At 63.0% G+C, this 21,210-nt stretch carries 16 protein-coding genes and 3 pseudogenes; 11 read left to right on the top strand and 8 right to left on the bottom strand.

Annotated elements, in window-relative coordinates; all coding sequences use genetic code 11:
- Window positions 1-56: 56 nt before the first annotated feature.
- The 3 genes and pseudogenes from RT91_RS07510 to RT91_RS07500 all read left to right on the top strand — a co-directional run bounded on the left by RT91_RS07510 (window position 57) and on the right by RT91_RS07500 (window position 2,860).
- Window positions 57-965, top strand: coding sequence for a LysR family transcriptional regulator (locus RT91_RS07510; protein ID WP_007421410.1), 909 nt, complete (start codon window positions 57-59; stop codon window positions 963-965).
- A 230-nt stretch (window positions 966-1,195) separates the two neighbouring features.
- Window positions 1,196-1,873: pseudogene (locus tag RT91_RS20445) on the top strand (IS6 family transposase); the annotation flags it as partial.
- Between the two features lie 120 nt (window positions 1,874-1,993).
- Complete coding sequence (locus tag RT91_RS07500) at window positions 1,994-2,860, top strand: amidohydrolase (protein ID WP_035186534.1); 867 nt, start codon at window positions 1,994-1,996, stop codon at window positions 2,858-2,860.
- Here RT91_RS07500 and RT91_RS07495 read toward each other — a convergent pair.
- A complete protein-coding gene (locus tag RT91_RS07495; RefSeq protein WP_035186533.1) occupies window positions 2,845-6,489 on the bottom strand; it encodes a hydantoinase B/oxoprolinase family protein in 3,645 nt (1,214 codons plus the stop codon). The two genes, RT91_RS07500 and RT91_RS07495, sit on opposite strands and share 16 nt — an antisense overlap.
- A 115-nt stretch (window positions 6,490-6,604) precedes the next feature.
- Between RT91_RS07495 and RT91_RS07490 the strand changes: the two genes are divergently transcribed.
- A complete protein-coding gene (locus RT91_RS07490; protein ID WP_240314231.1) occupies window positions 6,605-7,159 on the top strand; it encodes a winged helix DNA-binding protein in 555 nt (184 codons plus the stop codon).
- 35 nt (window positions 7,160-7,194) lie between these two features.
- On the top strand, window positions 7,195-8,460 hold the full coding sequence (locus RT91_RS07485) for an MFS transporter (RefSeq protein ID WP_013640329.1): 1,266 nt from the start codon (window positions 7,195-7,197) through the stop codon (window positions 8,458-8,460).
- 199 nt (window positions 8,461-8,659) lie between these two features.
- Here the strand turns inward: RT91_RS07485 and RT91_RS20440 are convergent.
- Window positions 8,660-9,760 (bottom strand): annotated as a pseudogene (locus RT91_RS20440) (IS3 family transposase).
- A gap of 244 nt (window positions 9,761-10,004) precedes the next feature.
- Here RT91_RS20440 and RT91_RS21415 point away from each other — a divergent pair.
- The gene (locus tag RT91_RS21415) at window positions 10,005-10,433 is read left to right on the top strand and encodes a hypothetical protein (protein WP_160321849.1); all 429 of its coding nucleotides are present in this window, start codon (window positions 10,005-10,007) and stop codon (window positions 10,431-10,433) included.
- Between the two features lie 23 nt (window positions 10,434-10,456).
- Here the strand turns inward: RT91_RS21415 and RT91_RS07465 are convergent, their stop codons facing one another.
- The 3 genes and pseudogenes from RT91_RS07465 to RT91_RS07460 all read right to left on the bottom strand — a co-directional run bounded on the left by RT91_RS07465 (window position 10,457) and on the right by RT91_RS07460 (window position 13,429).
- Window positions 10,457-11,287, bottom strand: a complete 831-nt coding sequence (locus RT91_RS07465) for a hypothetical protein (RefSeq protein WP_055726013.1) — start codon at window positions 11,285-11,287, stop codon at window positions 10,457-10,459.
- A 372-nt stretch (window positions 11,288-11,659) separates the two neighbouring features.
- Window positions 11,660-11,776, bottom strand: a pseudogene (locus RT91_RS22505) (IS3 family transposase); the annotation flags it as partial.
- Between the two features lie 756 nt (window positions 11,777-12,532).
- On the bottom strand, window positions 12,533-13,429 hold the full coding sequence (locus RT91_RS07460) for a LuxR family transcriptional regulator (protein WP_035186527.1): 897 nt from the start codon (window positions 13,427-13,429) through the stop codon (window positions 12,533-12,535).
- A gap of 189 nt (window positions 13,430-13,618) precedes the next feature.
- Between RT91_RS07460 and RT91_RS07455 the strand changes: the two genes are divergently transcribed.
- Genes RT91_RS07455 through RT91_RS07445 form a run of 3 tightly spaced genes read left to right on the top strand, consistent with a single transcriptional unit; the run spans window position 13,619 to window position 17,237 of the window.
- Complete coding sequence (locus RT91_RS07455; RefSeq protein WP_035186525.1) at window positions 13,619-15,184, top strand: APC family permease; 1,566 nt, start codon at window positions 13,619-13,621, stop codon at window positions 15,182-15,184.
- Window positions 15,185-15,227: 43 nt separating this feature from the next.
- Window positions 15,228-15,983, top strand: a complete 756-nt coding sequence (locus RT91_RS07450; RefSeq protein WP_240314230.1) for an SDR family NAD(P)-dependent oxidoreductase — start codon at window positions 15,228-15,230, stop codon at window positions 15,981-15,983.
- Window positions 15,984-15,995: 12 nt separating this feature from the next.
- Window positions 15,996-17,237 carry a D-arabinono-1,4-lactone oxidase gene (locus RT91_RS07445; RefSeq protein ID WP_035186523.1) on the top strand — a complete coding sequence of 414 codons (1,242 nt, stop codon included), beginning with the start codon at window positions 15,996-15,998 and terminating at the stop codon, window positions 17,235-17,237.
- Window positions 17,238-17,342: 105 nt separating this feature from the next.
- On the opposite strand, the gene RT91_RS20430 is transcribed toward RT91_RS07445, so the two are convergent.
- A complete protein-coding gene (locus tag RT91_RS20430; RefSeq protein ID WP_013640340.1) occupies window positions 17,343-17,801 on the bottom strand; it encodes an Lrp/AsnC family transcriptional regulator in 459 nt (152 codons plus the stop codon).
- Between the two features lie 94 nt (window positions 17,802-17,895).
- On the opposite strand from RT91_RS20430, the gene RT91_RS07440 reads away from it, so the two are divergent.
- Window positions 17,896-18,207: a cupin domain-containing protein gene (locus tag RT91_RS07440; RefSeq protein WP_013640341.1), complete on the top strand. Its 312-nt coding sequence runs from the start codon at window positions 17,896-17,898 to the stop codon at window positions 18,205-18,207.
- A 191-nt stretch (window positions 18,208-18,398) separates the two neighbouring features.
- Here RT91_RS07440 and RT91_RS20425 read toward each other — a convergent pair whose 3' ends face one another.
- Window positions 18,399-19,277, bottom strand: coding sequence for an AraC family transcriptional regulator (locus RT91_RS20425; protein ID WP_035186522.1), 879 nt, complete (start codon window positions 19,275-19,277; stop codon window positions 18,399-18,401).
- A 177-nt stretch (window positions 19,278-19,454) separates the two neighbouring features.
- Here RT91_RS20425 and RT91_RS07435 point away from each other — a divergent pair, with 177 nt between their 5' ends.
- Complete coding sequence (locus RT91_RS07435) at window positions 19,455-20,378, top strand: DMT family transporter (RefSeq protein WP_035186520.1); 924 nt, start codon at window positions 19,455-19,457, stop codon at window positions 20,376-20,378.
- Window positions 20,379-20,920: 542 nt separating this feature from the next.
- Here the strand turns inward: RT91_RS07435 and RT91_RS20420 are convergent.
- Window positions 20,921-21,210, bottom strand: a 290-nt coding sequence (locus RT91_RS20420) for a transposase (protein ID WP_205408957.1), incomplete at its 5' end; no start/stop codon positions are given.

Below are 21,210 nucleotides of genomic sequence, written 5' to 3'. Positions count from 1 at the left end.
ACTTATAAAGTCCAATACGATCTTGACCGCCGACTTATCAGGAAAGAATATAAGTCATGGAACTTCGCCAGCTCCGCTATTTCGTCGCGGTCGCCGAGGAGCTGAGCTTCAGCCGCGCCGCGGAACGGCTGAATGTCAGCCAGCCGCCGCTCAGCATGCAGATCAAGGCACTGGAGGAGGAACTCGGCGCGACCCTGTTCAACCGGACGCGGCGGCGGGTAGAGATCACCCATGCCGGGGTGCTTCTGCTGGATTCCGCGCGTAAGGCGCTAGGCGAACTACGGCGCGCGGCGGAGGTGGTGGCGCTGTCGGCGAAGGGCGAGGCCGGGCTGATCCGGCTCGGTTTCACCGGCTCGGTGCCGATGCTGGACATGTTCCCCCGGCTGATGCGCGCCTTCCGCGACCGCTATCCGGAGATCGGGATCGAATTGCGGCACATGTCGACCGCTCAGCAACTCCAGGCGCTGCTCGACGAGGAGCTGGACATCGGCATCCTGCGGCCGCCCTATTACTTCCAGGCCGGGCCGGGGCTGGTCGCGCACCGGATCTGGCGCGACGAACTCGCTGTGTTCCTGCCGGCGGGGCACCGGCTCGCCGGGGCGGACGGGCCGCTTGAACTCGCTCGGCTGGGAAGCGAGACATTCGTCAGTGTTGCGCCCGATATCGGCTGCGGCATGTACGACCATTTCATGACGCTGTGCAGCGAGGCCGGGTTCGCGCCGCGTGTAGTGCAGCACGCGCGGGAACTCGGCTCGGTGCTCGGGCTGGTCGCCGCCGGGATCGGCATCGCGATCCTGCCGGAATGCTACGTGCGCATCGGCATTTCCGACGTGGCAAGCCGCAAGCTCGGCGAACCGGGGGCGGCGAGCGAACTGCTGCTCGCGGTCAAGCCACAGACGGCATCGCACCGGGTGCAGCGCTTCGTCGATATCGCGCGGGAGCAATGCGGGATGGATCTCGCATGAACCCAACGGAGGCGGAACTAAAATCCATGTGCAAATTTCATGGACAAGCCGAAAAACACGACTTGGCAAATTATAGAGTCAGAGGCTATTTCGGAATGAAATCGGAACGTTTTTGATTGAAAGTTGAATGGTTGGGCCATACGTGATTCCGGGTAGGTGTTCGCAGGGCATTGTCACGGTAATCGTGCCTGGCTCTGGCGGCGGAGCCTGAGGCGGGGAAGACTGGGGACATGAAGCGGTCATCCGATCCTCATTACCGCCACCGGTTCCCGGCTGAGGTCATCAACCATGCCGTCTGGCTCTATCATGTGTTCAGCCTCAGCCTGTGCTGGATGTTGAGCTGCTTCTGGCTGAGCGTGGCGTCACGGTCTCGTATGAGACCGTGCGGCGTTGGTGTCAGAAGTTTGGCGCCAGCTTCGCTCACGCTATGCGCCGACGGCGACCTCGTCCGAGCGACAAGTGGCATATGGATAAGATCTTTATCCGGATCCAAGGCGTTCAGCATTACGTGTGGCGTCCCGTCGATCATGATGGTGTCGTGCTGACATCCTCGTTCAGCTGCGGCGGGACGCCCGCGCTGCCAAGCGCTTCTTCAAAAAGTTGCTGAAGGGGTTGCAGTACGTGCCGAGGGTGATCGTCACCGACAACTGAAGAGCTACGGCGTGGCGCGCCGGTCACTGCTTCCCAATGTAGAGCACCGGCAAAGCCGGTATCTCAACAACCGCGCCGAGAATTCACATCGACCGACGCGACGACGAGAGCGGCAGATGCAGCGGTTCAAAGTACCGGATCAAGCGCAAAACTTTCATTCTGCGCACGCGTTCATCCACTGCCACTTCCATCCGCGGCGTCACCTCATGACCGCCACGGCATACCGTGCTCTCCGCTCTCAGGCCTTCGATATCTGGCGGCAGGACACGTGTGACATCACCTGTGCATCTCCATCCACTGCGGAGCTCTGCTGCCCGACCGGGGTTAACGTGACAATGCCGCTTGACGCGCCCCGGGGCGCAAGCGAGGGTTCATCCATGGACGAACCAGGCCCTCTCTGCCCCCGCCCCGCCCCCTCCCCGCACGGTCCCGCGCGGTTCAGTGTGCCGCATGGCGCGGTCGATACGCATGCGCATGTCATCGGCGCGCCGCCGCAACACCCCTATGTCGCCGAACGGAGCTACACCCCGCCGCCGGCGACGCCGGAGGCCTATCTCGCGATGCTCGACGCCACCGGCATGACCCATGGCGTGCTGGTGCAGGTCAGCGTGCATGGCACCGACAACCGGCTGATGCTGGAGACCGTGGCGGCGCATCGCGCCCGCTTGCGGGGCATTGCGGTAAGCCCGCCCGACCTGCCGGCGCAGGCATGGCGGGCGATGGCGGAGGCAGGCGTCGTGGGGCTGCGGATCAACACGCTGTTCGGCGGCGGGGTCGGGTTCGACCAGCTCGACCGCTACGAGGCGATCTGCGCCGAGCATGGCTGGCACCTCCAGTTCCTGACCGATGTTCGCGCGCTCGGCGACCGCGCCGGCCGGCTGAGCCGCCTGCGCGTGCCGTTCGTGATCGACCACATGGGCCATTTCTCGGTTGCCGGGGATGCCGGGCGGCGGGGCTTCGACACCATGCTCGGCCTGGTGCGCGATGGCGGCTGGGTCAAACTCTCGGGTGCCTATCGGCTGGACGGGCCGCCTTATGCGCGGACCGTTGAGCTTGCCCGCGCGCTGGTCGGGGCAGCACCCGAGCGGTGCGTGTGGGGGTCGGACTGGCCCCATGTCGCGAACTGGGCGCATATGCCCAATGTCGGCGACCTGCTCGACCTGCTGGCGGACTGGGCGCCGGATGACGCGGTCCGGGACCGCATCCTCACCACCAACGCCCACCGGCTCTACGGGTTTCCGTAACCGCCGCCGCCGGGGGTTTCGATGACGACGGAATCGCCGGCGGCGATCGTCGCCTGGTCGCGGCCGCCCATGACCTCGATCCTGACCTCGCCCCCAACCTCCGCGCGCTCGACCCATTGCCGGCCGGCCGCGCCGGGAGCGCCGCCATCCATGCCGAAGGGCGGCACGGTGCGGCGCGAGGCGAGGATCGTCACGGTCATCGGTTCGAGAAAGCGCAGCCTGCGGCGCACGCCATCGCCGCCGCGATGCCGCCCGGCGCCGCCGGAGCCGCGCCTGATCTCGAAGGTTTCGACGCGCACCGGGTAGCGGAGTTCAAGCACCTCGGGATCGGTCATGCGCGTGTTGGTCATGTGGGTATGGACGGCGTCGCACCCGTCGAAATCCGGCCCGGCGCCGGCGCCGCCGCAGATGGTTTCGTAATATTGGTGGCGGGCGTTGCCGAAGAGCAGGTTGTTCATCGTCGCCTGCGCCGACGCGACGACGCCGAGCGCGCCGAGCAGCGCCGCCGTCACCGCCTGGCTGACCTCGGTGTTGCCGGCGACCACAGCCGCACCGGGTGCCGGGTTGAGGAAACTGCCGGCGGGGATGATGATGGTGAGCGGCCGGAGGCAGCCTTCGTTCAGCGGGATTTCATCGTCGACGAGGCAGCGGAACACGTAGAGGACGGCCGCGCGGGTGACGGCGGGCGGGGCGTTGAAATTGCCCTTGTGCTGCGGCGCGGTGCCGGTGAAATCGATGGTGGCGGTGCCGGCGGCGCGGTCGACCCTGATGGCGACCATGAGCCGCGCGCCATCGTCCATCCGGTAGTCCCAGCTGCCGTCGCGCAGCCGGCCGATGGCGCGGCGGACCGAGGCCTCGGCGTTGTTCATCACATGCGCGATATAGGCGGCGACGGTGGGCCAGCCATACTGGTCGACCATGGCCCGGAACGCGGCGATGCCCGCTTCGTTGGCGGCGAGCTGGGCCTTGAGATCGGCCACGCATTCATCGGGGTTGCGGGCCGGATAGGCGGCACCGGAGAGCACCGCGCGCAGCGCCTCTTCCTGGAACACGCCGGCATCGACCAGCTTCATGTCGTCGATCACCACGCCTTCCTCTTCCAGCGTGGTGGCGAAGGGCGGCATCGACCCCGGGGTTCGGCCGCCGATATCGGCATGATGCCCGCGCGACGCCAGAAAGCCGCGCAGCGTGGTGCCCGCATCGTCGAAGATCGGGGTAATGACGGTGATGTCGGGCAGATGGGTGCCGCCGTCGAACGGGTTGTTCAGCGCAATGGCATCGCCGGGCCTGAGAGCCGCGCCGCGGCGGCGCAGCACGGTCCGCACGCTTTCGCCCATCGCGCCGAGATGCACCGGGACATGCGGCGCATTCGCCACGAGATTGCCCTCGGCGTCGAACAGCGCGCAGGAGAAATCGAGCCTCTCCTTGATGTTCACGCTGCTTGCGGTGTTGCGCAGCACCGCACCGGCCTGCTCGGCGACGGCCATGAACAGGTTGTTGAACAGTTCGAGGCGCACCGGATCGAGGCTGGCGTCATCGGCGCTGGCGGCAGTCCTGATTGCGGCGCGGTGCGTGATGAGCAGGTGGTTGTGCGGGGTGATTTCGGCGCGCCAGCCGGGTTCGACGATGGTGGTGGCGTTGGCCTCGCGTAGCATTGCCGGGCCGTCCACCGTATCGCCGGCGAACAGGGCCTCGCGGTCGAATACCGGGGCGTCGTGCCAAGTGCCGCGGCTGTAGAGGCGGATATGGTCGATCGGCTCCGGCCGGCCGGACGCGCGGGCGGGCAGCATCTGCTCTGTCACCTTCTCGCCCGGCGCCACGGCCTCGACCTCGACGCTCTCGACGATCAGCGCGCGGTCCGCCGCGACGAAGCCGAACAGGCGGCGATGCGCGGCCTCGAACGCGGCGCGCATGGCAGTTGCATCGTCCAGCGTCACCGGCAGGGGCGTGTCGGTGCCGGCATAGCGCAGCTGGGCGCGGCGCAGCGTCCGCACGACGCCGGGATCGACCCCCTGCTCGGCCAGGGCGGTGGCGGCGGCGCGGGCGAGGCCGGCGGCCACCTCCTCGATCGACGCCACGGAATCGGCGCTCAGCTCGCGTTCCACCGCCTGCTCGCGCAGCACGATCTGGTCAGCCAGACCCATGCCATAGGCCGATAGCACGCCGGCGAGCGGGTGGATCAGGATGGTCCGCATGCCCAGCGCCTCGGCGACGAGGCAGGCGTGCTGACCGCCGGCGCCGCCGAAACAGGCGAGCGCGAACGCCGCCGGGTCGCGCCCCTTCTGGATCGAGATCTGCTTGATGGCCTGCGCCATATGCGCGACGGCGATGCTGATGAACCCCTCGGCGATGCGCTCCGGCGTCTGCGCGGTGCCGGTTGCGGCGGCGACTTCGGCGGCGAGCTCAGTGAATTTCTGCTGCACCACCGCGGCATCCAGCGCCTCGTCATGGGTGGGGCCGAAAATCTTCGGGAAGTGATGCGGCGCCAGCTTGCCGAGGAAGAGATTGGCGTCGGTCACGGTCAGCGGGCCGCCCAGCCGGTAGCAGGCGGGGCCGGGATTCGCCCCGGCACTGTCGGGCCCGACGCGCAGACGGGCGCCATCGAAGCCGAGAACCGAGCCGCCGCCGGCGGCGACAGTGTTGATCGACAGCATCGGCACCCGCAGTCGCACGCCGGCGATTTCGGTCTCGAGGCTTCGCTCGTAGGCGCGGTCATGAATCGCGACATCGGTGGAGGTGCCACCCATGTCGAACCCGATGATGCGGTCTATCCCGGCCATCTGCGCGGTGCGGACGGCACCGACGATGCCGCCCGCCGGGCCGGAGAGGATCGCATCCTTGCCGGTGAAGTGGTGCGCCTCGGCGAGGCCGCCATGCGACTGCATGAAGAACAGCCGCGCGCCCGGCAGGCCGGCGGCGACACGATCGACATAGCGGCGCAGGACGGGCGAGAGATAGGCATCCGCCACCGTGGTGTCGCCGCGCGAGACCAGCCGGAGCACCGGGCTGACCGCATGGCTCGCGGAGATCTGGCGAAAGCCGAGAGCGGCGGCGAGTTGTGCCAGCCGCAGCTCATGCGCCGGATGGCGCCACGCGTGCATCCGCGCGATGGCGACGCTCTCGATCCCCGCCGCCCGCGCGCCGGTCAGGGCCGCGATCGCCGCCGCTTCGTCGAGCGTCTCGATCTCGGCGCCATCGGCGTCGATGCGCCCGCCGATTTCGGCCACGCGCTCGTAGAGCATGCTCGGCAGCCGGATGTCGAACGCGAAGAGGTCGGGCCGCGCCTGGGTGCCGATCCGCAACATATCGCCCAAGCCGCGATCGGTCAGCAGCAGCACCCGCGCGCCCTTGCGCTCGAGCAGCGCGTTGGTGGCGACGGTAGTGCCCATCTTGACCGCCTCGATCGCATCCACCGGCATCGGATCGTCCTGCCCGAGGCCAAGGCAGATGCGGATTCCGGCTATCGCCGCGTCATCATAGCTGCCGCGGTTTTCGGACAGCAGCTTGAGCGTCCGCCGCGCGCCGTCCGGCGCGATCGCCACGATGTCGGTGAAGGTGCCGCCGCGGTCGATCCAGAATCGCCAGCGGGACGCGGGTTCGGATGAAGCGGTCGCCGGACCGGTCTGCATGCGGGTTCCTCCCCTGCCTGGCGCAAGCAGCGAGCGATGGCGCCATTGAAATTTTTATTGACGATTTATCGACAAATTGTCAATATCGGGCTGCAATAAAATCGAGGAGGCGGCCTTGGCGGCAAAACCCGGACGCAACGTGGCGCAGAAACCCGCAAGCAAGGCGGCGGGAGAGCCCGTGGTGTCTTCCGCGCATCTGGCGGCGGGGCGATCGCCCGGATTGTCGGCGGTGGAATTCGGCCTCAACCTCGCGACGATGGCCTATCAGCGCTGGATGGTGCGCTGCATGGCGGCGGCCGGGCTGCCGGGGCTTTCGCCGCTCGAAGTGCTGATCCTGCACACCGTCCGCCATCGCAACCGGCCGAAGCAGATCGCCGACATCATGCTCGTGCTTGACATCGAGGAGACGCATCTCGTCACCTACGCGCTGCGCAAGCTGGCGGCGGCCGGGCTGATCGAGGTCGAGCGCGCGGGCAAGGAAAAGCGCGTGAGCGCCAGCGCCGCCGGCATCGCGCTCTGCGCCCGCTACGGCGAGATCCGCGAGCGCCTGCTGGTCGAGGCGGCCGCCGCGACCGGGCCTGGCGAGGCTTCACTCGACGAGGTAGCAACGGTTCTGCGCGCCCTGTCCGGCATCTATAACCAGGCGGCGCGGGCAGCCGCGACATTCTGATAACGCAACAATCCAGCAACAGGGGGGAAATGGCAATGGCGAGCGAGACAAGCGTGGAGGAAGCCGCGACGCGCGGCGGGCTCGGCGCATTTTTCAAGGAGATGAACCCGGCGGAGTGGCGCACCTTCCGCGCCTGCGCCGGCGGCTGGGGCCTCGACGGGATGGATTTCATGATCTACCCGCTGGTGATCGGCACGATCATGCATCAATGGTCGGTAGCGCCCGGCCCGGCCGGGCTGGCGGCGACGCTGACCCTGCTGGCCTCCGCCGTCGGCGGCTGGATTGCCGGCTACGTGTCCGACCGTATTGGTCGGGTGAGAGTGCTGCAGATCACCATCCTGTGGTTCTCCGCCTTCAGTCTACTCTCTGCCCTTGCGCAGAATTTCGACCAACTCGTCATCACCCGCACCCTGCTCGGCTTCGGCTTCGGCGGCGAGTGGGCGGCCGGCGCCATCCTGATGGGCGAGGTCATCCGCCCGGCCTATCGCGGGCGCGCGGTGGGGTCGGTGCAATCAGCCTGGGCGGTGGGCTGGGGGCTTGCCGTGCTGTCGCAGGCGATCGTGTTTTCGCTGGCCCCCGCGGCGATTGCCTGGCGGGTGATGTTCGCGATCGGCGCGTTGCCGGCGCTGCTGGTACTCTATCTACGGCGCAACGTCGCCGAGCCGGCGATCGCCATCGCCGCGCGGCGGAACGCCTCGCCCGGGCTGCTGGCGATCTTCGGGCGCGAAACCCTTCTCGTCACTATTCTCGGCGCGCTGCTCTCCACGGGTGCGCAGGGCGGCTACTACGCCATCACCTTCTGGATGCCGACCTTCCTGAAGGTGGATCGGCATCTGAGCATCGTCGGCAGCACGCCCTATCTCGCGGTACTGATTCTCGGCAGCTTCGTCGGCTACCTCACGGGGGCATGGCTGTCCGACCGGCTGGGGCGGCGCATGCTGTTCTTGATCTTCTCGGCGGGCGCGATCATCACTATCATCACCTACACCCAGATCGACATCCCCAACGATGCGATGCTGATCCTCGGCTTTCCCGTCGGCTTCTTCGCCAGCGGCTATTTCTCGGGCATGGGCCCGTTCCTGACCGAGCTGTTCCCGACCCGCCTGCGCGGCTCGGGCCAGGGGTTCTGCTACAATTTCGGCCGCGGCCTCGGCGCGCTGTTTCCGGCGTTGATCGGCTTTCTCACCAAATCGGTTGGGTATGGCAACGCCATCGCGATCTTTGCGGTTACGGCCTATACCCTGTTCTTCCTCGCCGCTCTCGCCCTGCCGGAGACGCGGGGGCGCGTGCTGACCGCGTAAGGCGGCGCAGGACAGGCCGAGCGCAAGCCACGCGCGCCCGCAAGGGCGCGCGATGGTTACACGACGAGGCCGCTTTCGGCGTCGAGCAGGTGCATCCGCGCCATGTCCGGCGCGAGCGGAACGATGCCGCCACCGAAGCCGGCGCGTGCGGATCCACCTGGGCGCATGACCGGCTACACTGAGTGGGCCGGGTTGAAAGTTAGTGCAATTTCACCTCTGGCGCTGGGGACCGGTATCCGAGCGAACTGTGCGGCCTGACGATGTTGTAGTGCCACCGCCAAGCCTCGATCAGGACCTTCGCTTTCACCAGTGTGTAGAAGATCTCCCCGTTGAGTAGCTCATCACGCAGCGAGCCGTTGAAGGATTCGCAGTATCCGTCTTCCCATGGCGAACCTGGCGTGATGTACAGCGTCTTCACACTGGCCTTCCCGAGCCATTGCCGCACAGCCCGGGCGATGAATTCGGGCCCATTATCCGACCGTATATGAGCGGGTGGCCCCCTGGTGACGAACAGCTCGGCCAGAGCGCCCAGCGCATCCTCACTCCTGAGCCGTCGCGCGACCGGCAGGGCCAGGCACTCCCGGCTGGCATCGTCGATGATCGACAGGATCCGGAACTTGCGGCCATCGTGGGCCCGCCTTCCACAAAATCGTAGGACCATACGTGGCCGGGATACTCAGGCCGCAGCCGGATACATGACCCGTCATTGAGCCAGAGGCGTGAGCACTTCGGCTGCCTTTGCGGCACCTTGAGACCTTCGCGCCGCCAGATCCGCTCGACCCGCTTGCGGTTCACATGCCATCCCGCATCTTGCAGCAAGGCCGTCACCCGCCGATAGAAGTAACGACCATATTGCCGGGCCAGGGCGATGATGTCCCCGGTCAGGGCCGCCTCGTCATCCGCCCCGCGTGGCACCTTGCGCTGCGTCGATCGATGCTGTCCGAGCACGCGGCACACCCGCCGCTCGGAGACAGACATCGTTCCTCTGATGTGATCGATACAGCGCCGGCGCCGCGCGGGGCTCAGAAGTTTCCCCGTGCCGCCTCCGTCAGGATCGCCTTGTCCAGCGACAGATCGGCCACCAGACGCTTCAGCCGGGCGTTCTCCCGCTCCAGTTCCTTCATGCGACGCGCCTGGTCCATCTTGAGGCCGCCATACTCCTTGCGCCACCGATAATAGCTCTGCTCGGTAACGCCGATCCGACGGCACGCATCCGCAACCGTCCCGCCCTGCGCCAGAACAATCTCAGCCTCGCGCAACTTGCGATGATCTCTTCCGGACCAATCAGAACGGGGCAGATCAGCTTTTGCCGTATAAACTTCACCGAAAACACTCCCGGCCGCCCCATCCGCAAAGGGCGACCTTACAGGTGGCCAGTTTTTACACCGCCACGCAGCGCAAAATGCCGCCGCTACGTGGCCTACTTCTCTACCGCCACGTACAGCGTCGTACTGTGTATCCTCTCCTTCGGATTGCTTCACGTCCGATCGGCCCCACCGAACTCCCAAAGCGGCGTCTCACCGAAGATAATCCCGCTGAAGCACATGCCCGAACCAGCGATGCCGCGCCCCGCGGACCACTCCGTACACCCCGAAAAACAAACCGATCAGCGAAAGGAAGGCGGCCAAACCGCTGTCGAACTCCTGATGATCTGGATTATAGAAGCCGTAATGAAACATTGCTCCCAGCGCCACCAGAAACACGATGATCTGAAGGGGCAGCGTGATGATCGTCCATCATTTCAGGATGGGAATTACGATCATGTGCTTTCGAAGCGCCCCGAAATAGGCGAAGACCATGGCCAGAATACCGCCGCTGACACAGCCGATGGTCATAAGGTCGCCGTCAAAATGGATGCTGCCGCGAAAAATCAGAATCGATCCTGTCATGAACGTGAACGCGGAACACGCGACGGCAAAGAACAGATATCCTCCGAACAAGCGTGCCTCCCACTGCCGCTCTCCGAACGATGAAGCCGGGCCAGACCGAGGATCTCTCATCGTTCGGCCTTTTTCGACCTGACATGCGTCCCGCCGATCAGATGCATGGTGATCCGTACCGAGCTGTGTATCCTTACCTTCGGATCGCCGTGCATCCGGTCAGCTCCGCTGAACCGTTCCGCCGCATAGGGTGTGGATAGCTGCGGCGCCACACCTGCGGCAATCCGCCCGGTACCCGAATAAAGCCACATGCCAATCGCGTCGACATCGCCCATGACACCGTCCTTTATGTCGTGCCAGTTGACCACGTCATTGACCAGCGACAGGCCGTCACCGGGCGCGCCCATCAGCCTCAGCCGGTTGAAATCCCGCCCGACCTCGACCAGAGACTCTCGCATTTCGTGAACGCTCCTTTTCAGAAACGCATAGGAATCGCGAAGTGCCGCATCGCCCTCGGCGCCAATGAACGCTTCGGTCGCCCGCATCTCGCGCAGCACCGCTTTGCCATGCGTGATCATCTGCGACCGCAGATCGCTCACAAGCCGTATTTTCCCGGACAATCTGAACAACTCCCAGATATCGCGGCCGACTGCGGGCAGGGCAATCACCGGTCCCCACGTCTCGATGGGATTATAGAGTGCATGACTCTTGACTGGCTGTTCAGCACGATTACCGCCGGTCAATCTATCTCTGGCTTCCGGTATTGTCATGGCCCCGTCTGCAGCCAGAAAGGCAATCGCATCCAATGCCTCCACGCCCAGAAACGTGATCAGGCATATGGCTCCCGCCCCGACGGCGATATCCGCAACCACTCCCACCACAACAGCAATCGCCGTAGTAAAGGCCTCGAGCGCCATATAGGCAACCACGGTGTCGGTTGTATCCACCAGGCCATCGAGCCGATCGACGGCGTTTTCCGGGCGTGACCGACCTCCTCCACCATCATTTCTGAATAGCCGCTAGGATGGGGCAACGCTGGCTGGAGCATGGTGCACGCATCGCCTTCCTGCCAGACGATTCCCATTTTTGTCGTGCGGGCAAAGCCAAATTTCTTCCGAATAAGAGCGTTGATCCCGTTCTTTGCCTCTACCGAATTACGAAACGGTCCATATGAAATCACACTACCCTTCCGCCGGACGTCCGGCGCGGCTACCGAGTCCGACTGAGCTGCTGCCGATTTTATGGGCAATAAATTAGCATAGCCTGGGCCTTAAACTCCATGAGGGTGACATAGCCGATCTGGATGAAGAAGTATTGCCGCGGCGCCAGACGGCCATCCTCAACGCATCTATGACCAGCGCAGCGTCGCGCTCTGTCTTCATCGACCAGCCGATGATGCGTCTGGAGAAGAGACAATGAACCACGGCCACGTACAGTCATCCTGCGGTGGCCCAAATATAAATGAAGCGAACCTGCCATTTTTAGGTTGGCCGGGCGGCGGAGAACTCCCGATCAAGGATGTTGTCGGGATCATCGCGCGCCCGCCTTTGTCCTTCGCCTAGGCGCGGCGCTTCGGGCGCGCCGGGAAGCCGTTCTCGAGCATCAGCCGCTCAACACGGTGCTGGCCGCAGACCAGGCCCTCTTCACGTACATCACTCCACGCGCACCATAGGACCTGTCACCGGCCTTGACGCTCATGCCCATCGCCAACGAGAGTTTCTCGTCGTGCTCGGCAGCATACGAGCATCAACTCTCGGTGGTTTCATATCCCCGCAACCACCTTAACTTGCTCCTGAATACAGCCCTCCCGTAAAGTATCCGCCGCACGCTCTTTGCCACACAGCCGCCACTCCGATTCAGGCAGGCGCTTGAATGCGTTCGGCCAAACTTCAACTCTGGCCACTCATCGGGGGCCGGCCAATCCATAGTTCCTGCATGATTTATGCGTATGCCCGGGTCTCCACCGATGGGCAGAGCGTGGTCGCCCAGGTCACCCATCTGAAAGCCGCCGGCTGCGGGAAGGTCTTCTAGGAAACTGCTAGCGACGCGACGCCAGGACCGACGGCGTCCAGCTCCGCAAGGTGATCGACGGGCTGGAGGCCGATGATACCATCAATGGTCACCCGGCTCGACCGCCTGGTCCGCTCAACCCGATATCCTCTACGCACTTGGAGCCCCACTTGCCGGATCGCTCATCTCCGAAAACTCGTCGCCGGCGGGCAGTCGGATCGCCCAGAAATGGAATCCGGACATGACCGCTCATCGCCGAATAAGCTCTTGATGAAACAGCCAAACAATTCACTTTGGCTCGAAATTCCGAGCCGCCGATAGATATTTTTCCGATGAATTTTGACGGTGCCTTCGGTGCTGCCAATAATTGTGCTGATCGAGAGCGTGCTGTGGCCGCGCAGGATGAGCTGGACGATCCGGCGCTGTTGATAAGTCAGATAATCCTGCGCGAATCGAGCGAAAGCCGCTTCCAGGCCGCCGCCGGGTGGGCTTACCGGAGCGCTGCTGTCGAGTTGCCGCCAATGGCTGCGCAGCGCCTCGCGTACTATAGGTTCAAACGCGCGCAGACGGCTCATTTCGCCCTCGTTGAATGGCGGCCGCCCCGTTTTGCGCATCAGCGAATAGGCGGCGGTGAAGCCACAGGGCAGCGGCACCAGAAATCCGATTTCCTCGACCAAAGACCCCGGTTCGAGCGAAATACAAGGGTGGACCTCGGACGAACCGTAAAAATCCGACTGGAAAAAATCATCTGGTGCGAGTTCGCGCATCCGCCAAAGTCCGGGTGAATGACCGTGTACGCTGGCGGTATAGAACGGATCAAGCAGATAGGCGCCGCGCAGGTAGGCATCGAGCGCCTCGTGTGTCGCGTGTGCACCATAGCCATTGTGTAGCAGGCGCGGACATTCGCCGTAGGGATAGCCGAAGACTACGGAGAGATCGAAATCCGCGATAGATTTCAGCACCTGATCAAGCGTGAGCAGCAAATCTGGCGTCCCGATTCGCCCAATTACAGCTGCGATCGTGTCAGCTTCGCGTGCCACCGGCATATTAGCGGCCGGTTCATCTGGATATCCGGTCATCCGTCACTCCTAGATCCCTGCAGCCCTCGTATCCCTTTCGGGATATAGCGAGTTTTATCCGGCGACGTCACAAATTCATCATATCATAACCCGCCTCTCAAAGAGCGGAAGATCGTCAGGAGCGAGGCGCGCTTAGGGGTGCTCACGTCAGCTTACCCGGTGCCTTCATCGAATTTTGGGAGACCGATCATGTCCGAACGACCCGATGATATCCGCGTACTCGATCAAGATACAGCGACGCTGCACCAAATGGGTTATGCTCAAGAACTTGCCCGCCGAATGCGGACGTTCCAAAACTTCGCGATATCTTTCTCGATTATTTGTATCGTCTCCGGCGGCATCAACTCGTTCAGCCAAGGTATTGCAAGCGTGGGCGGCGCCTCGATAGGTATCGGCTGGCCACTCTCCTGCCTATTCTCGCTGTTTTTCGCGATTGCGATGGGGCAGATCGGCTCGGCCTATCCGACGGCGGGTGGGTTGTATCACTGGGGTTCGCTGCTCGGCGGTCGGTTTCTTGGCTGGATAACCGCCTGGTTCAATCTGATCGGGCTGATCACCGTGCTTGCAGCCATCAATGTCGGCACTTATTTGTTTTTGCTGGGGGCGCTCGCGCCGGCGCTGGGGATCGACACCGCCGCCCTCACACCCAGCATCCCGACCGGCTACAGTATCCTGACCCAGACAATAATCGTCGGCTGCATCACGCTAAGCCAAGGATTAGTCAACCATCTCGGGATCAGGCTCACCTCGAAACTAACCGATTTTTCTGGCTATCTGATTTTTGGCAGCGCTATTGCGCTCACCGTCGCCTTGCTCGCCTATGCGCCGCATCTCGACCTTTCGCGACTCTGGACCTTCGCGAACTACAGCGGCAAGGCCGGCGGCGGTACCTGGCCGCACACCGGCAACCTCACCTATCTGTTCCTGCTCGGCCTCCTATTGCCGGCTTACACCGTTACTGGATTCGACGCTTCGGCACACACTGCCGAGGAAACCATTAACGCCGCTCGCTCGATTCCGCGGGGCATGATCCATTCCGTGGTCTGGTCCGGCTTATTCGGCTGGGTCATGCTCTCGGCTGTGATTCTTGCGGTGCCGAACATGGACAAGGCCGCGGCACAAGGCGGTAACGCGTTTTTCTGGATCATGGATCACGCGATCCCGGTCGGGCTGAAGTTGCCGCTTTATATCGCTATTGCGATTGCACAGTACCTCTGCGGTCTCGCTACCGTCACCTCTGCAAGTCGCATGGTCTTTGCCTTTTCGCGTGACGGCGGGCTGCCAGGTTCACGCTATCTGCGCAAAGTGAGTCACAGTTTCCGTACACCGATGATTGCGATTTGGGTGGTCTCTTTGCTCTCGATCGGCTTCACGGTCTATGCACCGGTCTACACCACGATCGCGGCGGTCTGCGTGATCTTCCTCTATATTTCCTATCTACTGCCAATAGTCGCGGGACTGATCGCCTACCGGCGCAGCTGGACGCAGATGGGGCCGTTCGATGTCGGGCCGCTCTATCCGGTGTTCGCAGTGCTCGCAATCATCGGTGCTGCCGTGCTGCTCTATGTCGGTGTGCAGCCACCGAACAATCAGGCGCTGACCGTAACCCTTGGCGTGCTGGCGCTGACCACCGTTATCTGGTTCGGCTTCGAGCGCAAACGCTTTCAGGGACCGCCGATCAGCCGCGAGCAGATCGCCGAGCGTGCCCAGCTGATCACGCTGGAAGAACAAGCACTGGAAGGGAGCGGAGACTGAACATGCCGACACTGACGAAAGGGTGGATGCTATGAGCGGGCGGTTGGCTGGTAAGATCGCGGTCGTCAGTGGCGGTGCAGGAGGTTGCGGGCGGGCGGCATCGGTGCTGTTCGCCAGCGAAGGGGCGAAGATCGGCATCGTCGATCTGCCAGGCAGCGACGGCGAAGCCTTGGCCACAACACTGCGCGAGGCGGGGCATGAAGCGGTGTTCGCCGCCGCCGACGTGTCGGATGAAGCCGCAGTTACAGCCGCCGTTGGCACGGTGAGCGACGCTCTTGGGCCAATCACCGTGCTGTTCAACCACGCCGGTACCCTGATCGTTAAGCCGTTTCTCGACACTACGGCCGAAGAATGGGACCGGCTGATGGCGATCAACGTGCGCAGCATGTTCCTGATGACCCGTGCGGTGCTGCCGCAGATGATCGCGGCGGGCGGGGGTAGCATCGTTTGCACCTCCTCGATCTCGGCGGTCGCGGCGACGCCGGGCGAGGTGCTCTACGATACCACCAAGGGTGCCTGTCACATGTTCGCTCGCGCGATTGCGGTGGAATATCGCGACCGCAACATCCGCTGCAACGCGGTTTGCCCCGGTTTCATTCGAACAGCTCATGGCGAACGGGAACTTGATCTGCTTTCCGGCATCGGCGTCGATGTTTCTGAGGCGGCGATCGCGGCGCAGCAAGGGCGGATGTGCCGACCGGAGGAGGTCGCGCAAGCCGCCTTGTTCCTTGTTGGCCCTGAGGCGAGCTTCATTAGCGGCGCCCATCTGTTCGTCGACAATTGTTTTACCTCGATCTGAGCGAAGGTGTTCATGTCAGCGTTCGAAAAAGGTGGTCTCTGGAGAAACTGGGTCGGCAACCAATCCTGTGTGCCGCTCTATAAGGGGGCTCCCGCTAGCGAGGCCGAACTGGCCGAAATGATGGCCCGAGCCCATGCGCAGGGTTTGAACATCCGCTGCGCTGGCTCGGGTCATTCCTTCACTCCTATCGTCGCAACCGGCGGGCTGCTGCTCACCCTCGCCGGCATGACTGGCATCCGAACCATCGATACCGAACGCCAGCGCGTCACGGTGAGCGCCGGCACGCGGATCAGCGCGGTGGGTCGGGCGCTCAAGGCGGCCGGGCTGTCGCTGGTCAACCAGGGTGATATTGACACCCAAGCGGTGGCCGGCGCGCTCTGCACCGGCACCCACGGCACTGGGGCACGTCTGTCGAATATGGCCTCGCAGATTGTCGCCATGCGGCTGGTGCAGCCGGATGGTGCTATCCTCACCGTAGATGAACGTGACATGGGCATGCTGCACGCATCGCGGGTCGCGGTCGGCACGCTCGGAGTGATTTCGGAAATCACCCTGCAAGCGATGCCGGCCTACAATCTGCACGAAAGGCTCTGGCGCGACGATTTCGAAACTTGCATGGAGCGCTACGATGAACTCGCCGCCACCCATCGCCATTTCGGCTTCTTCTGGTGCCCGGTGCCGGAAAGCCGCCACCTCTACTGCCTCCCTGACACCGCGGCAGTTTCCAGCACGAATAAGACTGCCGATGTCTGCGAGATGAAAGTGATGGACATTACCGAGGCCCCGCCGACGGAGGGTGCGTTCGAGCGCATCGCCTATAGCTCGGATATCTATCCGATCGAATACGTACCGAACTTCCACGAACTTGAATACGCAGTGCCGGCCGAACACGGGAAGGATGCCCTGCGTGATGTACGCGAGCTGATGCTGACCAAACACACAAACTGCATCTACCCGATCGAGTTTCGCTTCACCGCGGGCGATCCGGCGTGGATGAGCCCGTTCCATCAGCAGGACAGCGTTACTTTGTCGGTCTCCGGAGGGCCAGGGATCGATTACTGGGACTATCTGCGCGATGTCGACGCGATTTTACGCCGCTACAATTCGCGACCACACTGGGGCAAGATGCACTTCCTTGATGCCGAGGACGTCACCGCCCTCTACCCCAAGGCCGAAGATTTCCGCGCACTCCGCCGTCAGATGGATCCGGGTGGTGTATTCCTGAATGATCATCTGCGCGCACTGTTCGGCTGAGCGACGAGGCCGACACCCAGCAGATCTGGGGCTGGCAACGGCAAGCCCACGAAGGGCACTGTAAAAGGAACGTTGCTCGAACCAATCTCGCTTTTTGGGCGATGGCTATGGCAGAGCTGACGTTTGTGCTTTGTGCTCGGAAAGAATTACGGTCGTTTGAACCTTGCGCACGCCGGGAAGGGCCTGCAGCTTGTCCGCCAGGTCGGACAAGGACGCAGCAGATGCCACTGAAGCGACGAGAACGGCATCCTGATCACCTGCTATTGAATAAACTCGTTCGACCACCGGCCATGACAGGAGTTGATCCACCACAAGGCTGCAGGGTCGAACAGCGATCGAAATTGTAATCAGGGCCGATATTCCGCCATCCACATGGGGTGCCAACTCCGCCGAATAGCCCAGGATGATGCCGTCGCTTTCCAAGCGGGCGATCCGAGCCTGAACCGCCGTCCGGGAGAGTTTGAGTGCTCGCGCGATTGAGGCTGTCGAGCGGCGTGCGTCATGCCGCAGGAAGCCGACGATTTTACGATCAATCTCGTCTAATCGCTTGCCCAATCGGTTCATTGCGCACTTTCGAAGTGTCGCCAATCACGACGATTCGCAATCTTGTCCATATCACGATGCTATAGCATCTCCCGGACGTCAGGAGGAGATGGAGATGAACATCGTCGAGGCAGATACGTTCACGGGTAAGCGGGCTTGGGATGCGATCGCAATTGCTGAATTGGATGGAGTCACCGTGCGGCTGCATTGGACCGACAAGCCCTATATTTGGCATGTCAACGATGGGCCGGAAATATTTGTCGTGCTGGACGGAATAGTTGACATGGAAGTCGGAAAGGACCGAGCAGAATGGGTATTGAGGCTGACTGCGGGTTCCATTTTCTATGCGGAAGAAGGCGAAGCTCACCGAGCCGTACCGACTGGGGCAGCGCGCGTGCTAGTCATTGAACGCACGGGAAGCGTCTGACGTCGGCTACTCTCCGCGCATCACCACAGCCTTTAGAGGACGTCGTCTAGCTCAGCAGGCGTCGATGCGTCGGCAACTCCGGGCGCCGGCCCATCTGGTCGGCCTTGCCTAAGGCAGCCAATATTAGCATTTCCAGTTCTGGAGGGCGCATTGCGGACACCAGGCGGTCAGTGGCGCCACTCTGCCGACATTCATATTCCCCGCACAAATTGCCCGGGCGTCACGCCGGTCATCTGGCGAAATCTTGCTGTGAAGTGGCTCTGACTGCTGAAGCCACAAAGTGCAGCCACATCGCTCACCGCCATGCCGCCCGAGAGAATTTCTTTTGCCCGTTCGATCCGGCAGCGAAGCACGAACGCGTGCGGACTCTCGCCCGTAGATCGGCGGAATGCCCGCGCGAAATGGTGGGGACTGAGCCCAGCACAGGACGCAAGATCCATGACTGAAAGGGGAGCGGCCAGATGGGCTGCGATGAATTCGGATACGCGTCGTAGCGCCGCTGGGGAAAGTCCGCCCCGGGCTTCCAGCGCCCGAGGCCCGCGTTCGGTTAAACGACTGATGAGATACGCAAGCAACGTCTGTGCGGCATGGCTTATCGCCACTCGCTCTGACGGCTCGTTCCAGTCGAGAGGTAACACGACCTGACGCATGACCGATTCGATCACCGGGTCCTGGAAATAGGGAACATCCAGAAGATGCACTCGATCAGGATCGGCGTCGATAGTGGCAACGACGGCACGGTCGAATGCCTGTCGCGAGATGTAGAGGTGCAGCATGCGGATTGGGCCACTGACCTCCCATTCGGAAGAAGCTCCCCGCGGCATGAGGCAGAGGCTCCCCGGTCCGAAGCTGGGCACAGCGGCCTCTCCAGGCCTCCGCCGGAACGCGAGACCACCCGAAACGTACAGGCTCAGCGTGTGATGGCTCGGCGTTTCGTATCGCGCCGTCGCGTCCTCATTCCGATCCCACAATGCTCCAGCGAGGCCGTCGCCGAACGTGGCGGCAGCGCGAAGCGGCACGCCTGCGCTGGCGAGATGGTCGTAGACTGAGTGGCCGGCAAGATTGAGCATTGCGAATGCGTTCCCTGGACGCAAAGGACCAGAGCGCGGCGGCGCCAGCAATAGTGTCTCACGCGGGGCTGATAGAAAACAGCAAGAATCTGACAACCGCAGGCCGAGCCTGACAGACAGGACTGCAAGATCGCTCCATGATCGGGATACGCCAATCGCTTCCGGAGTTGTGACCATATGCAGGTGTTCCTGTTCCTAATTGTTTCGATCGCGTGGGGTCTCACCTGGTATGCGATTCACCTTCAGCTCGGTCTCACGCCGGATGTGGTCTCGGTCTTCTGGCGTTTTGCGCTTGCGGCTGCGGGCACGTGGTTAATCCTGTTGGCGACCCGGAAAGTCAGGCGGGTCCGCCCAAGGCAGCACTTCTGGTTCTCGGCGATGGGCCTGACGCTCTTCTCGGGAAACTTCCTCCTCTTCTATTCTGCGGAACACGACATTCCGAGCGGGTTGGTTTCCGTCATTTTCAGCATGGCGACAGTCTTCAACGTGCTGAACCAGTGGCTTTTCCATAAAATACGCCCCGGGTGGCGCGTTCTGGTAGGCGGAGTATTAGGTATCGCCGGAGTGGGGCTACTCTTCGCAGACCAAGTCACGGCACCGGGTGGAACCCACTACGTCCGGGGTGTGCTGTTGGCCATGGCGGGAACCTGCTCGTTTTCGTTGGGAAATCTTGCCTCACGCCGCGCAACGGCCGATGGCACCAACCTGCCCAATGCAATCGCTCGCGGGATGAGCTGGGGCGCGTTAATCCTAGCCTCGGTGGTCTTCATCGGTGGCTACAGATACATGCCGCACGTCTCGGCGGCCTATTTGGGTGGCCTGGCTTACCTTGTGCTTATCGGGTCAATCGTTGGTTTCTTTGCCTACCTGTCACTCGTTGCCAGGATCGGCCCGTCGCACGCTGCCTACGTCACGGTTATTTCGCCGATCATTGCGCTCGTTTTATCCTCCATACTCGAAAGCTATGCCTGGACGTGGCGTGCATTGCTTGGCGTGCCGTTCATCTTGGCGGGAAACCTCGTGATCTTTGCGCCGATACCGCTCGCGGGAATTGCCAAGACTCCCGCTTTGGAAACCCCAGACAGAGTCAATTCTACTTAACCCCCTGTGTCCGCTATCCTGCAGGTCATGCCCAAAGCCGGACAAGCCGGAATCCTGGAAAATTTTGGACGCCGAGAGCATACGAAAGTCCCCTGGAAGAACGCACCCGCCATCAGCAGGCATCGTGCCCCCCCGTTTTTCACGTCGGCTTGGGCCATCATCTCCTGGTGCGACTGCCGACCACCAATGGCAGCTTACCTAGTTTTTCCACTCCAAAGCCGCCAGTGCGCTCCCGTGAAGAGTTTCGGGCGCCGTGAGGCGTACGAAAGTCCCCGAGGAAGGAACCCGCGGTGAGCGAGCACTGGCCTATGGGGAATTCGATTTTGGGCTGGTGGGCTGGATGTATCGCTTGGTACGGCTGTCGGGCTGGTGACTGGCGGCGACGCGAGGCTGGTGCACGGCGTGGTGGTGTTTTCTGGTCGGGTCGTCGTCGGATGAGGCGATTGGATCAGGGTTTGCCGCCACGGGCGCAGGATTGGCGGTTGGCCGAAGCACGGTGGCTGCGGCGCTGGTAGCGAGTTGCGGATGTCGTCTGCGCCGGGTCACGGCGAATGTATTCCGGCGGATGACGTGCGCTGCGGTGGGGCCCTGGGCTGAGACCAGCGGGCGAAGGTCTCGACGATGATCATGTGGCCGCCGCAGCACGGGCACGGCGGACGGGTATCGAGCACTTCTTCCGGCCTGTTATCATCGGGTGGAGATGCTGCGACGGCGAGCAGTTCGCGTGCGTGCGCGAGATTGGCCTTGCGGGTGATGCCGGCGAGCAGGCCGTAGTGGCGGATGCGGTGGAACCCACGAGGCAGGACGTGGAGCAGGAAGCGGCGGATGAACT

The organism is Acidiphilium sp. JA12-A1 (assembly GCF_000724705.2).
In the GTDB taxonomy this organism is placed as follows: domain Bacteria; phylum Pseudomonadota; class Alphaproteobacteria; order Acetobacterales; family Acetobacteraceae; genus Acidiphilium; species Acidiphilium multivorum.
Note: the sequence above shows the minus strand (reverse complement) of the source record. Positions and strands in the feature narration are given on the sequence as shown.